Raw genomic sequence first — 14252 nt, forward strand, 5'->3', positions numbered from 1 at the left:
ATAGTTATAGTCGATTTTGCTCCTAAGTAGTGCACAGGCAATAAAAAAGGCCTCAATTGAGGCCTTTAGCTTTCCACACTAAGAATATGCGGTCTAGTAACCGGTTTTCTGTGAAGAGTCGTATTCGAGTTTCTCGTGGGTCTGGCCCATGGCTTCGGCAACCTCTGGCGGCATGTAGTTTTCGTCATGCTTCGCCAATACTTCGGTCGCTTCCAGCTTACCGCCTTCGATCAACACGCCCTGGGCGACGATACCTTGTCCTTCACGGAAGAGGTCCGGTAATAGATCGTCATAGGTCACCATGACTTCGCCACCGGCGGCATCATGTACGGCAAACTCAACGTGTAGGCTTTCTGGATCGCGAACCAGAGAACCCACGGTGACCATGCCACCGACACGAATACGTTGACCGATTTCTGGCTTAACGCCTGTATCTTTCTTACCGTGAACGATCTCTGTTGGGGTATAGAAAAGGTTCAAGTTTGAATTGAGCGCATAAAGTAGCAAGGACGCGATGGCGGCTACGCCACCAATCAGGGCGGTTGCTAAGGCGAGTCTTTTCTTTCGTCTGGCGTTCACTGTTCTTTACTCCGGTTGGCTTTGAGGCGTTCTTCGCGTTGCATCTTCTTGGATATCTCGGTAAGGATCTTGCGCTTCTGGCGCAGGCTCACCACGATTAAGGTACCCAGTGCGAAGGCGGTTATGCCGTAAGATAGCCACACATAAAAGGCGTAGCCACCCATGTTAAAAAAATCTGCTAATGAATCGAACTGCATTATTTGACTCCTTCAGCTTGCGCGAGTTCCCTCACCCAGGGACGCATACCGTTTCTGGCAAGTATCTCGGCTCTGAAACGAATAAGCGTGATAGCGCCTATCATCAGGCCGAAACCGAAGATGTTGATCAGCAGTGGATATAACATCTCAGGTGCCATAGATGACTTCTCGGTGATCTTGATAGTCGCAGGCTGGTGTAGTGAGTTCCACCACTCTACCGAGTACTTGATGATAGGAATGTTGATCACGCCCACGATGGCCAGAATACCGGCGGCACGAGCGGCGAGTACCTTATCTTCGAAAGAGGCGTACAGAGAGATCACACCCAGGTAGAGGAATAGCAACACAAGTTCAGATGTCAGGCGAGCATCCCACACCCACCAGGTGCCCCACATAGGCTTACCCCAGGCAGCACCAGTGATCAGAGCGATAAAGGTGACAACGGCACCGATAGGCGCGATGGCCGCCGCTGCCCAGTCGGCAGACTTGATCTGCCATACCAGGCCGATAAAGGCCGAGGTTGCCATCGCCATGTAGGCTGACATCGACATAGAAGCCGCGGGTACGTGGATGAAGATGATGCGGTAACTGTCACCCTGCTGGTAATCTACCGGCGCAAACAACAGCCCCCAGATAGAACCCACACCAATAAACGCGATTGCAAGCGTCGCAAACCAAGGCAATAGCCTGCCAGAGAGGTTGTAGGCTTTTTGAGGGTCTGCGTAAGAATGTAGCCATTTCCACATATTAGTTAGTACTCACTCTTAGAGAGGCACCAATTGCAAAAGGTGCCAATATTAACGAACCGACCAGCATAGCGCCTATGATAGCGAGATGGCCGCTGTAGGGTAGATTTAGGCCAGCGGCATCGATGGCGCTGGTTGCAAAAATTAGAACCGGTATGTAAAGCGGCAGGATCAACAGACTCAGTAGCACGCCGCCCTTACGCAGACCGACGGTAAGCGCGACACCTATGGCGCCCAACAGGCTGAGTACGGGCGTGCCCAGTGCCAGGGTGGCCATCAATGCGCCATAGCTGTTGGCTTCCAGGTGCAGCAGCACGGCCAGTAGCGGGGCAACCAATATCAGTGGTACGCCTGTCAAGATCCAGTGGGCCAGCACTTTTGCCAATACCATGAGCGACAGTGGCTGTGGGCTGAGCAGCATCTGCTCCAGGCTACCATCGACAAAGTCTGCCTTAAACAGGCGCTCGAGTGACAGCATAGATGCCAGCAGGGCGGCTACCCAGATGATCCCCGGTGCTACGCGAGTCAGTACCTGAGGCTCGGGGCCAATGCCCAGCGGGAATAGGGTGACCACCAGGATAAAAAACAGCAAGGGATTGAAGATGTCACCCTTGTGACGAATTGCTATCTTAAGATCGCGTCTAAGCAGGGTGAAAAACGCTTGGGTGAAACTGATACCTTTATTCATTCACTGCACCTTTAAATAAAGCGGTAATCGAGGCGAATCTTACGGAGAATATCGTCACCGATAATGCTCATGTCCTGGTGGGTCGTCATGATGACACAGCCGCCGCTTTGAGCATGTTGTAAAAACAGGTGTTCCAATTCTTCGACGCCTTTCTTATCGATTGCAGTAAATGGTTCATCCAGTAGCCAGACCTTACAGTTGGTATGCCAGAGTCGGGCTAGGGCGGTACGACGATGTTGACCCGCCGACAAGTGACCGGCCAAGGCTTCCTCGAAGCCAGACAGGTTTACCTTAGCGAGGATCTGGTTGGTTTCGAAATCATCATACCCGCTGATTCTTAAATTGAAGTTAAGATTCTCTTCTGCGGTTAACTCGCTTTTTACACCTGCAAGGTGGCCCAGATACAAAAGATCGTCATTGTATTCGTCGCGGCAGCGGGTGATGTCAGTACCCTTGTACTTGGCTTCGCCGGCGTAGGGACGCGACAGGCCGGCGAGGATCCTCAGCAGGCTGGTTTTACCGGCGCCATTAGGGCCTTCGATTTGAACTATCTCACCCGCTTGGATATCAAAGCTCAGCTCATCGAAGAGAATTCGCTCTTCGCGGATACAAGTCAAGTTATCGGCTGATACCAGTGTTGTTGCTGTTTTTTCTTCTACCACTGAACCCTCTATCTCAAGCCTGATGTAAACATAAGCGATATTAACATAATCCCCTTGAGGGGTTTAGTCTTGCTATCTGATTAGTGTCAGCAATTTGATATGCTTCCAAAAAGTAAAACCTTTTCGTCATTGAGATTGAACTTTTTCAACAATTGCTAATGTATCAGGTAACTCGGGCACCTATAACATGTTGAACCATCAAATTCTGATATTAATCACAAAAAGGTGAGATTTGTTGAAGTTTGATGTATCCTAGGGCCGCTATAGAATAAGTCTGCCCCAGTTTAGGGTGGCATAGAGCTCTGTTAATATTTGCATTAGGAACATTGAACATGAAAAAACTGTTAGCATTGTCTGCAGTGGCTGCATTGACCTTGTCTGCAAACACTTTTGCACAAGAAGGTGAAGCTGTATATAACAAGGCATGCCATGTATGCCACAGTATGGGTGTCGCCGGTGCCCCTAAAGCTCATGATGCAGCTGCATGGGAGCCTCGTTTAGCGAAAGGCCTAGACGCACTAGTAGGTAGTGTTAAGACTGGTCTGAACGCTATGCCACCAGGTGGTATGTGCACAGATTGTACCGACGAAGATTACAAGAACGCTATCGAGTTCATGTCTAAGTAATTTGACTTCGTTGAAAAAAGCCGACCTTATGGTCGGTTTTTTTATGCCTATCGCTAAGTAGTTTTTAATAAAGAGGCTCTCGCGATCAAGACAGGTGAGCAATAAAAAAGCCGGCTAATGCCGGCTTTTCTGTGCGATACGGAACCTGATTTATTGAATCGGTAATATTGGACCGAGATTACTGCACCAGAGTATCAATCACCAGCTTAGCGGTTGAACCCACATCCATGGTTTCCAGACGGCCCTGTAGATCGCCAGGCTGCGCCTTAACCGAACCATGCTTAGAGAGCACGGCGATCACTTCAACTTGTTTGGCATCGCTCAGCTTGATATCGCCGCCCATGCCGGTGCTGTCATCTAAGGTGATAGAGACAGGCAGAGATTTCGCCGATACCTTAGTCGCCGCTAGCGGTACCTTAGGGCCTTGAGTGTTACGGGCAAAGATAAACAGCATATCGCTACCGCTGACATTCTCTGCCAGCTCGGGTGCGATAGACACATCTATGGTTACCGTCTTACCGGTAGTGGCCTTGGCCTGCTGATGAGTCGCATCGTTAGGCATCTCGCCAGTTTCAGCTTGCATTCTCATCTTGGCGCTCTCGATGGCATTGATGATGGCGCTACGGTCCACATCGCTTCTGTCGCTATCGAGAATGATCTGCCAGGCATCGATCGCCTTCTTATATTGGGCGCTGAAGAAGGCATCCATACCGACAAGCAGTAGGGTAGAAGGATCTTCAGGATCTAATGCCAATGACTGGTCGATAATGGCCTGTACTGCAGGGGTGATTCTTTGGTTGGCCTTGTAGTACATGGCCGTGGCCTTAGGACCAAGCAGTTCGGCGTGGGTACCCACTAGCTCCATCGCCTTGTCGAATGCTTTTACCGCATCGTCATAACGGTTGGCGCTGATGTAGGCATGGCCAAGGCTAAACAACAGCTGGCTGTTTTCTGGCTCGGCTTGCAGCTGTGATTCCATCATCTGAATGCGCTGGGTCATGATCTGGGCGGCATCCATTCCTGCGTGTGGATTGTCGGGAACCGCCTTGTCCAGGTTGGCATAGGCACCTAGGTTGGCATAGAAGTAGCCAGAAACACCTAGCACCACCACAGACATCAGGGTTGGCCAGAGTAGGCTCTTAGGCTTGATCTGACCGACCAGAGATTCATCTTCGCCCTGTTTCATGTCCTGTAGCAGACTGATCTCGAGCTCTTTCTTTAGCGCGTTAAATTCATCTTGATCCAGCAGCTCATCCTCAAGTTCCTTCTCCAGGGTCGCCAGGCGATTGTTAAAAAGTTCGAGGTTGGTGGCCTTACGCACACCGGCTTCTTCGGCCTGCAGCATCTTTTGCTGGCGGAAGTGTGGAAACCAAATCAGCACTAGGCTGACTAATACAAAAAGCGCAATAAAAATCCAGAGTGTGGTCATTATTTCTTTTTCACATTAGTTGCAGGAATGCGGGGATGCCGCGCGATATAGGGATCAGATTATACGGAAAGATTATTCATTGAACAGTAATATAAGGGTTTCCAGCCGTTAAATACTGATACTTTTGCACTGGTTCACAGTTCGATTCTATTTTCAAAAATTGGCTGAAACTTAAGTTTCAAACAAGGGTCAGAGCATAAAATCTGCCAGTTTATAACAATTGTAACCCTGCGTTTCTGTTCGCAAGAATGAGACAGGTCACCCAGAATTGTGCGAAAGAGGCAGACAGATACAATAGCAAATACTAAAATGACTCAAATTTTGTACCTTGAGTTGTGTGAATTGCAAACTCTGGTGAATTAGGCGAAGCTAATGCTTCGGCTAGTTCTCATATAGGACTGAGGAAACCCCATGATCCCTGAATTAGGACACTTTTCGTTGATAATAGGATTGGCATTCGCCTTTCTATTGGCCAGCGTCCCCTTAATCGGTGTTGCTCGCAAAGATCAATATCTGGTGCGTTATGCCTGGCCGTTGAGTTACGGCATGTTTTTCTTTATCGCTCTCTCCGTCATCGTCCTGGGTTATAGCTTTGCCGTCGACGATTTCTCTGTAGCCTATGTTGCACACCACTCAAACTCTCAGCTGCCGATCTTCTTCAAGATCGCTGCCGTATGGGGTGGCCATGAAGGCTCCTTACTCTTCTGGGTGTTTGCCCTGTCTGTCTGGACGGCTGCGGTTGCCTTCTTCAGTAAGGGGTTAGAAGAGGTCTTTACCGCACGCGTACTCGCTATTCTGGCGATGATAGTAATAGGCTTCTGTCTCTTCATGCTGCTGACTTCTAGCCCATTTGAGCGCCTGTTCCCGATTCCTATGGAGGGACGCGACCTTAACCCTATGCTGCAGGACGTGGGACTCATCTTCCACCCACCTATGCTGTACCTTGGCTATGTTGGTTTCTCGGTGAGTTTTGCCTTCGCCATCGCCGCGCTCATGGGCGGACGTCTCGATTCTGCCTGGGCACGTTGGAGCCGTCCTTGGACCCTGGCTGCGTGGATCTTCCTGACAGGCGGTATCTCGCTCGGTTCTTGGTGGGCATATTACGAGCTAGGCTGGGGCGGCTGGTGGTTCTGGGATCCCGTCGAAAACGCGTCATTCATGCCTTGGCTGATCGGTACAGCTCTGCTGCACTCAGTGATCGTGACCGAGAAGCGTGCAACTTTCCGTAACTGGACGGTACTCCTCTCTATCTTCGCATTCTCTCTGAGTCTGCTAGGTACCTTTATCGTTCGTTCAGGTGTACTGACCTCGGTGCACTCATTCGCGGCGGATCCTAGCCGTGGTATGTTTATCCTCTTGCTGCTGGGTCTCGCCATCGGCGGATCGCTGACGCTATTTGCCTTCCGCGCAAGCGATATGAAGAGCCCTGCGCGTTTCGAGCTGATGTCGAAAGAAACCATGCTGCTGGTAGGTAACATCCTGCTTACCGTAGCTTGTGGTACCGTGCTGCTGGGCACACTCTACCCACTGCTGATCGATGCCCTCAATATGGGTAAAATCTCTGTAGGCCCACCATACTTCAACGCAGTATTCGTGCCGATTGCACTCGTGCTGTTTGCCTTCATGGGTATTGGCCCTAGCATCCGCTGGAAGCGTGCTAAGGCAGGTGAACTCAGGGCCAAGCTGCTGGTGCCTGCCATCGTCTCTGCCGTTATCGGTGTGGCGACGCCTTTCCTGGTGGACGGCAAGTTTAATGCTTGGGTGATGTTCGGTATTGGCCTGGCCGCTTGGGTAACAGTTGCTACGCTGCGTGCCGCCTACGACATCATGCAGTCTAAAGATGGTCTCAGCCTGGCGCGTATGGGGCGCAGCCAGCTGGGTATGATCATCGCTCACTTAGGTATCGCGGTTTCTGTGGTCGGCGCCACCATGGTGTCTAACTACTCGATCGAGAAGAGTGTTCGCATGGGCCCTGGTATCACCCAGGAGCTGGCGGGCTATAGCTTCCATTATATCGAGACTAAGAATGTTGTCGGTCCTAACTATACCGCCCAGCAGGGTCAGGTCGAAGTGACCAAAGACGGTGAGTTCATTACTCTGCTTAAACCAGATCGTCGTCAGTACAACGTACGTACCATGGATATGACAGAGGCGGGCATCGATTGGGGACTGTTCCGCGATCTCTATATCACCATGGGCGATCCTATCAGTCGTACCGAGTTTGCCGTGCGTCTGAACTACAAGCCATTCGTGCGCTGGTTATGGTTCGGTAGCATCTTCATGATGGTAGGCGGTCTGTTCGCCGCGTCTGATAAGCGTTACCGCAGAGCCAAGGCGACCGAAACAGCTGGCGAAAAAGCCAAACAAGCAAAATTAGCAACCGCATAACTTGAATTGGGGCAAGTATGAAGAAAAGGCTAGTATTATTTATTCCTTTGATTCTGTTTTTGGTGATGGGAGTGTTCCTCTATAAGGGACTCTTCCTGAATCCGCAGCAGCTAGATTCTGCATTAGAAGGAAAGCCGGTGCCGGCTTTCCAACTGCAAAAGCTTGAAGATGCCAATGAGATCATTACCAATGACAGCATCAAGGGTCAGGTTTCATTGCTGAACGTGTGGGCCACCTGGTGTCCTTCATGTAAATATGAGCATCCTTACCTGATGCGTTTGGCAAGACAGAACATCTTGCCTATCTATGGCATCAACTATCGCGACGAGCGTGCCATGGCGATCCGTGAGCTGAGCCGCGAGGGCGATCCTTACACCAAGAATATCTTTGACCATGACGGACGTTTAGGTCTGGATCTTGGAGTTTACGGTGCGCCCGAGAGCTATCTGGTGGATCACAACGGTATCATCCGCTTCCGTTATGCCGGTCCTATCGATATGCGTGTCTGGAATGAGACACTCTATCCTATGATTCAAGAGTTACAGGCTCAGGCTAAAGCTGAGGGAGCATCTTAATGAAGACCTTAGTCGGGTTTATTACCGCAATACTGTTATCTTTCTCGCTGGTGGGCGCCGCGATGGCGACCCCAGTGGATACCTATGAGTTTAAGTCGGTAGATAACCAGAAACGAGCCCTCGAACTGGCTCACTCGCTGCGTTGTCCTCAGTGTCAAAACCAGAACCTGATCGATTCCAATTCACCTGTGGCGCAAGATCTGCGACTCGAAGTCTATCAAATGGTCGATGCCGGTAAGGGCGACGAAGAGATTATCGAGTTCATGACCAGTCGTTACGGTGAGTTCGTCCTCTATAAGCCACGCATGGAAGCTAAGACTTACATCTTATGGCTAGGGCCAATCGCGCTATTGCTGGTGGGCTTAGTGATCGGCTTTATCTTCGTTAGACAGCAGCGTATCAGCAATGCCGTCGATCAAGAGATCAGCGCCGAGGAGCAAGCCGAGTTGGATAGACTGCTCAAGCGAGACGATAAATGAAGTCAAAGTTAGCCACGGCGCTGCTGTCGGCGGCTCTCGCCTTAGGCGGATATGCCGCCAGCGTGCAAGCCTATCCCGGCATGCAGAAGAAGCAAGGCGGTGAGGTGCAGTCGAGTGTCGATCTGATAAACGTGTTGCCAAAAGCCTATCCCATAGATCCTGTGCCCTTTAAGGATGCCCAGGGAAAGTCGATTGACTTTAGTCAGTATCGCGGCCAGGTAGTAATGGTCAACATGTGGGCCACCTGGTGTCCCCCTTGTGTGCGTGAGCTGCCGGCTATAGATCGCTTCAAAGGCAAATTCGATCCTAAACAGTTTCGTGTCCTACCGATATCGATCGATATGAATGGCAAGGAGAAGGTCGAACCCTTCCTGGCCTCTCTGGGGATGGATAAGTTCGAGACTTACTATGATCCACAGCAGCAGCTGGGTCAGGTCTTCCCCCTAGATACGATTCCGGCGACCTTTATTCTCAATCAGCAGGGCGAATTGATCGCTTTCGTCAGAACATTTGTCGACTGGGATGATGAGAAAGCGGTGAAATTGATCGAGAGCTTTATCGCGTCAGAGACTCAAAAATAGTAAAACACGGCAATATTGGCCGCAAATCATACGAAAAAGATCGCAATTGCCTAAAAGATCGGCATGCGATCTTTTTTTTGAAAAAAGCCCTTGCGCAAAAGATTTGGCTCCCTATAATGCGCTCCCACTGACACGGCAAACGGCGCTACTTACCAAGTGAGTAAGCAACCAAGGTCGAGTCAAGGCGATAAGCGGTTCGAGTTTTTAAGCCGGTAGTTACAGCGCGAAAGCACAGTAATTAACCACTTAAAAATCTTTTGAAAAAAGCGCTTGACGTCGACAGGGAGAAGCGTAGAATACGCAGCCCTAGCCCGCTGGAGTCCAGTATGAGGCAAACGTTCTTTAACAAGATAAAACAAGAAATCTGTGTGGGCGCTCACAGGTATTGAGTTAATCGAAAACGATTTAAATCTCAATGCAACGATGAGTGTTCATAGCAATATGTACAAACATATGGATGATTCTTCCGAGTCATTTATATGAATCAGAATTCATTGAGTCGATTCTTTACTCTTTATTGAGTGAGAGTCAAAAAAACTTTTAATTGAAGAGTTTGATCATGGCTCAGATTGAACGCTGGCGGCAGGCCTAACACATGCAAGTCGAGCGGTAACATTTCAAAAGCTTGCTTTTGAAGATGACGAGCGGCGGACGGGTGAGTAATGCCTAGGGAACTGCCCAGTCGAGGGGGATAACAGTTGGAAACGACTGCTAATACCGCATACGCCCTACGGGGGAAAAGAGGGGCTCTTCGGACCTTCTGCGATTGGATGTACCTAGGTGGGATTAGCTAGTAGGTGAGGTAATGGCTCACCTAGGCGACGATCCCTAGCTGTTCTGAGAGGATGATCAGCCACACTGGGACTGAGACACGGCCCAGACTCCTACGGGAGGCAGCAGTGGGGAATATTGCACAATGGGCGCAAGCCTGATGCAGCCATGCCGCGTGTGTGAAGAAGGCCTTCGGGTTGTAAAGCACTTTCAGCGAGGAGGAAAGGTTAACGGTTAATACCCGTTAGCTGTGACGTTACTCGCAGAAGAAGCACCGGCTAACTTCGTGCCAGCAGCCGCGGTAATACGAGGGGTGCAAGCGTTAATCGGAATTACTGGGCGTAAAGCGTACGCAGGCGGTTGATTAAGCGAGATGTGAAAGCCCCGGGCTTAACCTGGGAACTGCATTTCGAACTGGTCAACTAGAGTCTTGTAGAGGGGGGTAGAATTTCAGGTGTAGCGGTGAAATGCGTAGAGATCTGAAGGAATACCGGTGGCGAAGGCGGCCCCCTGGACAAAGACTGACGCTCAGGTACGAAAGCGTGGGGAGCAAACAGGATTAGATACCCTGGTAGTCCACGCCGTAAACGATGTCTACTCGGAATTTGGTGTCTTGAACACTGGGTTCTCAAGCTAACGCATTAAGTAGACCGCCTGGGGAGTACGGCCGCAAGGTTAAAACTCAAATGAATTGACGGGGGCCCGCACAAGCGGTGGAGCATGTGGTTTAATTCGATGCAACGCGAAGAACCTTACCTACTCTTGACATCCAGAGAACTTTCCAGAGATGGATTGGTGCCTTCGGGAACTCTGAGACAGGTGCTGCATGGCTGTCGTCAGCTCGTGTTGTGAAATGTTGGGTTAAGTCCCGCAACGAGCGCAACCCTTATCCTTACTTGCCAGCGGGTAATGCCGGGAACTTTAGGGAGACTGCCGGTGATAAACCGGAGGAAGGTGGGGACGACGTCAAGTCATCATGGCCCTTACGAGTAGGGCTACACACGTGCTACAATGGTCGGTACAGAGGGTTGCGAAGCCGCGAGGTGGAGCTAATCTCACAAAGCCGGTCGTAGTCCGGATTGGAGTCTGCAACTCGACTCCATGAAGTCGGAATCGCTAGTAATCGTGGATCAGAATGCCACGGTGAATACGTTCCCGGGCCTTGTACACACCGCCCGTCACACCATGGGAGTGGGCTGCACCAGAAGTAGATAGCTTAACCTTCGGGAGGGCGTTTACCACGGTGTGGTTCATGACTGGGGTGAAGTCGTAACAAGGTAGCCCTAGGGGAACCTGGGGCTGGATCACCTCCTTACCTATACGATTGAATTGATATTTGTTGAGTGTTCACACAGATAACTTGTTCTTGTTAGAGCGAGTGGCACGTCCGAGCGACGATGCTTGTTCTTTAAAAATTTGGAAAGCTGATAGTGTTAATGTGAAAGGGATGGCGATTTATCGCTGTTTGTAGCATTAGCGCGAAAAATAATTGAGTTCTCAAAACACACTTTAATCAAGTGACTTGAGTATTCTTTTGGCGAAAGTAGAAACCGTTAGTTGCGATGCGACTCAGATGAAACTCATTTGGGTTGTATGGTTAAGTGACTAAGCGTATACGGTGGATGCCTTGGCAGTCAGAGGCGATGAAGGACGTAGTAACTTGCGAAAAGCGTTGGCGAGCTAGTAACAAGCATTTGAGCTAACGATGTCCGAATGGGGAAACCCGGCACCATAAGGTGTCATCATTAAGTGAATACATAGCTTAATGAGGCGAACGAGGGGAACTGAAACATCTAAGTACCCTTAGGAAAAGAAATCAACCGAGATTCCCCTAGTAGCGGCGAGCGAACGGGGATTAGCCCTTAAGCCTAGAGGGTGTTAGTGGAATGTGTTGGAAAGCACAGCGATACAGGGTGATAGCCCCGTACATGAAAACTAACTTTAGGTGAAAACGAGTAGGACGGGACACGTGATATCTTGTTCGAATATGGGGGGACCATCCTCCAAGGCTAAATACTCCTGACTGACCGATAGTGAACCAGTACCGTGAGGGAAAGGCGAAAAGAACCCCTGTGAGGGGAGTGAAATAGAACCTGAAACCGTATACGTACAAGCAGTGGGAGCGGTTCTTGAGACCGTGACTGCGTACCTTTTGTATAATGGGTCAGCGACTTACATTTTGTAGCGAGGTTAAGCGAATAGCGGAGCCGTAGGGAAACCGAGTGTTAACTGCGCGTTTAGTTGCAAGGTGTAGACCCGAAACCCGGTGATCTAGCCATGGGCAGGTTGAAGGTTGAGTAACATCAACTGGAGGACCGAACACACGTATGTTGAAAAATGCGGTGATGACTTGTGGCTGGGGGTGAAAGGCCAATCAAACCGGGAGATATCTGGTTCTCCTCGAAAGCTATTTAGGTAGCGCCTCGAGCGAATACCATTGGGGGTAGAGCACTGTTAAGGCTAGGGGGTCATCCCGACTTACCAACCCTTTGCAAACTCCGAATACCAATGAGTACTACTCGGGAGACACACGGCGGGTGCTAACGTCCGTCGTGAAAAGGGAAACAACCCAGACCATCAGCTAAGGTCCCAAAGTTATTGCTAAGTGGGAAACGATGTGGGAAGGCTTAGACAGCTAGGATGTTGGCTTAGAAGCAGCCATCATTTAAAGAAAGCGTAATAGCTCACTAGTCGAGTCGGCCTGCGCGGAAGATATAACGGGGCTAAGCAATACACCGAAGCTATGGGTACTAGCGCTTGCGCTAGTGCGGTAGAGGAGCGTTCTGTAAGCCGTTGAAGGTGAAGGGGTAACCCACGCTGGAGGTATCAGAAGTGCGAATGCTGACATGAGTAACGATAAAGGGGGTGAAAAACCTCCTCGCCGAAAGACCAAGGGTTCCTGTCCAACGTTAATCGGGGCAGGGTGAGTCGACCCCTAAGGCGAGGCCGAAAGGCGTAGTCGATGGGAAACGGGTTAATATTCCCGTACTTCTGCTAACTGCGATGGAGAGACGGAGAAGGCTAGGCTAGCGCGGCGTTGGTTGTCCGCGTTTAAGGCTGTAGGTAGGGTACTTAGGCAAATCCGGGTACCTAATACTGAGAGTTGATGACGAGTCACTACGGTGATGAAGTAGTTGATGCCATGCTTCCAGGAAAATCTTCTAAGCTTCAGGTTAGTAGGAATCGTACCCCAAACCGACACAGGTGGTCGGGTAGAGAATACCAAGGCGCTTGAGAGAACTCGGCTGAAGGAACTAGGCAAAATGGTACCGTAACTTCGGGAGAAGGTACGCTCCTGTTGGTGATGAGACTTGCTCTCTAAGCTGACGGGAGTCGCAGATACCAGGTGGCTGCAACTGTTTATCAAAAACACAGCACTGTGCAAACTCGCAAGAGGAAGTATACGGTGTGACGCCTGCCCGGTGCCGGAAGGTTAATTGATTGGGTTATCTTCGGAGAAGCTCATGATCGAAGCCCCGGTAAACGGCGGCCGTAACTATAACGGTCCTAAGGTAGCGAAATTCCTTGTCGGGTAAGTTCCGACCTGCACGAATGGCGTAATGATGGCCACGCTGTCTCCAGCCGAGACTCAGTGAAGTTGAAATTGCGGTGAAGATGCCGTATACCCGCGGCTAGACGGAAAGACCCCGTGAACCTTTACTATAGCTTGGCACTGAACATTGACCCTACATGTGTAGGATAGGTGGGAGACTTTGAAGCGGGAACGCCAGTTCTCGTGGAGTCATCCTTGAAATACCACCCTTGTAGTGTTGATGTTCTAACTCTGGCCCCTGAATCGGGGTTGAGGACAGTGCCTGGTGGGTAGTTTGACTGGGGCGGTCTCCTCCCAAAGAGTAACGGAGGAGCACGAAGGTTGGCTAAGTACGGTCGGACATCGTACGGTTAGTGCAATGGCATAAGCCAGCTTAACTGCGAGACATACACGTCGAGCAGGTGCGAAAGCAGGTCATAGTGATCCGGTGGTTCTGAATGGAAGGGCCATCGCTCAACGGATAAAAGGTACTCCGGGGATAACAGGCTGATACCGCCCAAGAGTTCATATCGACGGCGGTGTTTGGCACCTCGATGTCGGCTCATCACATCCTGGGGCTGAAGTCGGTCCCAAGGGTATGGCTGTTCGCCATTTAAAGTGGTACGCGAGCTGGGTTCAGAACGTCGTGAGACAGTTCGGTCCCTATCTGCCGTGGGCGTTGGATGATTGAAGGGAGCTGCTCCTAGTACGAGAGGACCGGAGTGGACGAACCGCTGGTGTTCGGGTTGTCATGCCAATGGCATTGCCCGGTAGCTACGTTCGGAATCGATAACCGCTGAAAGCATCTAAGCGGGAAGCGAGCCCTAAGATGAGTCATCCCTAGACCTTTAAGGTCTCTAAAGAGCCGTCCGAGACTAGGACGTTGATAGGCAGGGTGTGTAAGCGTTGTGAGGCGTTGAGCTAACCTGTACTAATGACTCGTGAGGCTTAACCATACAACCCAAAAGGGTTTTACTGCAAAGTAAGTAATGGTTTACG

General features: G+C 50.5%; 11 protein-coding genes and 2 rRNA genes. 7 read left to right on the forward strand and 6 right to left on the reverse strand.

Translation table 11 applies throughout. The features are described from left to right. Positions 1-93 precede the first annotated feature (93 nt). The 5 genes from ccmE to ccmA are packed head-to-tail and all read right to left on the reverse strand — an operon-like array spanning position 94 to position 2872. A complete protein-coding gene (gene ccmE / locus K0H81_RS00965; protein ID WP_144204443.1) occupies positions 94-579 on the reverse strand; it encodes a cytochrome c maturation protein CcmE in 486 nt (161 codons plus the stop codon). Then, complete coding sequence (gene ccmD / locus K0H81_RS00970) at positions 576-776, reverse strand: heme exporter protein CcmD (RefSeq protein ID WP_011863994.1); 201 nt, start codon at positions 774-776, stop codon at positions 576-578. The genes ccmE and ccmD overlap by 4 nt, the downstream gene beginning before the upstream one ends. Then, entirely contained in the window at positions 776-1522 is a 747-nt protein-coding gene (locus K0H81_RS00975) for a heme ABC transporter permease (protein ID WP_011863995.1), read from the reverse strand. Before K0H81_RS00975 ends, ccmD begins: the two co-directional genes overlap by 1 nt. A 1-nt stretch (position 1523) precedes the next feature. Next, positions 1524-2210 carry a heme exporter protein CcmB gene (gene ccmB / locus K0H81_RS00980; protein WP_011863996.1) on the reverse strand — a complete coding sequence of 229 codons (687 nt, stop codon included), beginning with the start codon at positions 2208-2210 and terminating at the stop codon, positions 1524-1526. Positions 2211-2221: 11 nt separating this feature from the next. Beyond that, on the reverse strand, positions 2222-2872 hold the full coding sequence (gene ccmA, locus K0H81_RS00985) for a cytochrome c biogenesis heme-transporting ATPase CcmA (protein WP_011863997.1): 651 nt from the start codon (positions 2870-2872) through the stop codon (positions 2222-2224). A gap of 332 nt (positions 2873-3204) precedes the next feature. Here ccmA and K0H81_RS00990 point away from each other — a divergent pair, with 332 nt between their 5' ends. Beyond that, positions 3205-3498, forward strand: a complete 294-nt coding sequence (locus K0H81_RS00990) for a c-type cytochrome (RefSeq protein ID WP_041510725.1) — start codon at positions 3205-3207, stop codon at positions 3496-3498. Between the two features lie 178 nt (positions 3499-3676). Here the strand turns inward: K0H81_RS00990 and ccmI are convergent, their stop codons facing one another. Beyond that, positions 3677-4927, reverse strand: a complete 1251-nt coding sequence (gene ccmI / locus K0H81_RS00995; RefSeq protein WP_144204444.1) for a c-type cytochrome biogenesis protein CcmI — start codon at positions 4925-4927, stop codon at positions 3677-3679. A gap of 411 nt (positions 4928-5338) precedes the next feature. Between ccmI and K0H81_RS01000 the strand changes: the two genes are divergently transcribed. The 6 genes from K0H81_RS01000 (at position 5339) to K0H81_RS01025 (ending at position 14209) form a co-directional block, all read left to right on the forward strand. Then, positions 5339-7315: a heme lyase CcmF/NrfE family subunit gene (locus tag K0H81_RS01000; RefSeq protein ID WP_144204445.1), complete on the forward strand. Its 1977-nt coding sequence runs from the start codon at positions 5339-5341 to the stop codon at positions 7313-7315. Between the two features lie 17 nt (positions 7316-7332). Beyond that, positions 7333-7890, forward strand: a complete 558-nt coding sequence (locus tag K0H81_RS01005; RefSeq protein ID WP_144204446.1) for a DsbE family thiol:disulfide interchange protein — start codon at positions 7333-7335, stop codon at positions 7888-7890. After that, complete coding sequence (gene nrfF, locus K0H81_RS01010; protein WP_144204447.1) at positions 7890-8369, forward strand: heme lyase NrfEFG subunit NrfF; 480 nt, start codon at positions 7890-7892, stop codon at positions 8367-8369. The genes K0H81_RS01005 and nrfF overlap by 1 nt, the downstream gene beginning before the upstream one ends. Next, positions 8366-8950, forward strand: coding sequence for a TlpA disulfide reductase family protein (locus K0H81_RS01015; RefSeq protein WP_220059589.1), 585 nt, complete (start codon positions 8366-8368; stop codon positions 8948-8950). Before nrfF ends, K0H81_RS01015 begins: the two co-directional genes overlap by 4 nt. 541 nt (positions 8951-9491) lie before the next feature. Then, a 16S ribosomal RNA gene (locus K0H81_RS01020) occupies positions 9492-11036 on the forward strand. 280 nt (positions 11037-11316) lie between these two features. Beyond that, a 23S ribosomal RNA gene (locus K0H81_RS01025) occupies positions 11317-14209 on the forward strand. The 16S and 23S rRNA genes sit together here, the layout of an rRNA operon. The last annotated feature ends 43 nt before the right edge of the window (positions 14210-14252 follow it).

This window comes from Shewanella halotolerans (assembly GCF_019457535.1).
GTDB classification, from domain to species: Bacteria; Pseudomonadota; Gammaproteobacteria; order Enterobacterales; family Shewanellaceae; genus Shewanella; species Shewanella halotolerans.

Excerpts from the sequence above, each read along its gene's own strand:
- K0H81_RS01000 (WP_144204445.1), top strand. The coding sequence starts at position 5,339 with ATGATCCCTGAATTAGGACACTTTTCGTTGATAATAGGATTGGCATTC.
- ccmD (WP_011863994.1), bottom strand. The coding sequence starts at position 776 with ATGCAGTTCGATTCATTAGCAGATTTTTTTAACATGGGTGGCTACGCC.
- ccmI (WP_144204444.1), bottom strand. The coding sequence starts at position 4,927 with ATGACCACACTCTGGATTTTTATTGCGCTTTTTGTATTAGTCAGCCTA.
- K0H81_RS00990 (WP_041510725.1), top strand. The coding sequence starts at position 3,205 with ATGAAAAAACTGTTAGCATTGTCTGCAGTGGCTGCATTGACCTTGTCT.
- ccmB (WP_011863996.1), bottom strand. The coding sequence starts at position 2,210 with ATGAATAAAGGTATCAGTTTCACCCAAGCGTTTTTCACCCTGCTTAGA.
- K0H81_RS01015 (WP_220059589.1), top strand. The coding sequence starts at position 8,366 with ATGAAGTCAAAGTTAGCCACGGCGCTGCTGTCGGCGGCTCTCGCCTTA.
- K0H81_RS01005 (WP_144204446.1), top strand. The coding sequence starts at position 7,333 with ATGAAGAAAAGGCTAGTATTATTTATTCCTTTGATTCTGTTTTTGGTG.
- K0H81_RS00975 (WP_011863995.1), bottom strand. The coding sequence starts at position 1,522 with ATGTGGAAATGGCTACATTCTTACGCAGACCCTCAAAAAGCCTACAAC.
- nrfF (WP_144204447.1), top strand. The coding sequence starts at position 7,890 with ATGAAGACCTTAGTCGGGTTTATTACCGCAATACTGTTATCTTTCTCG.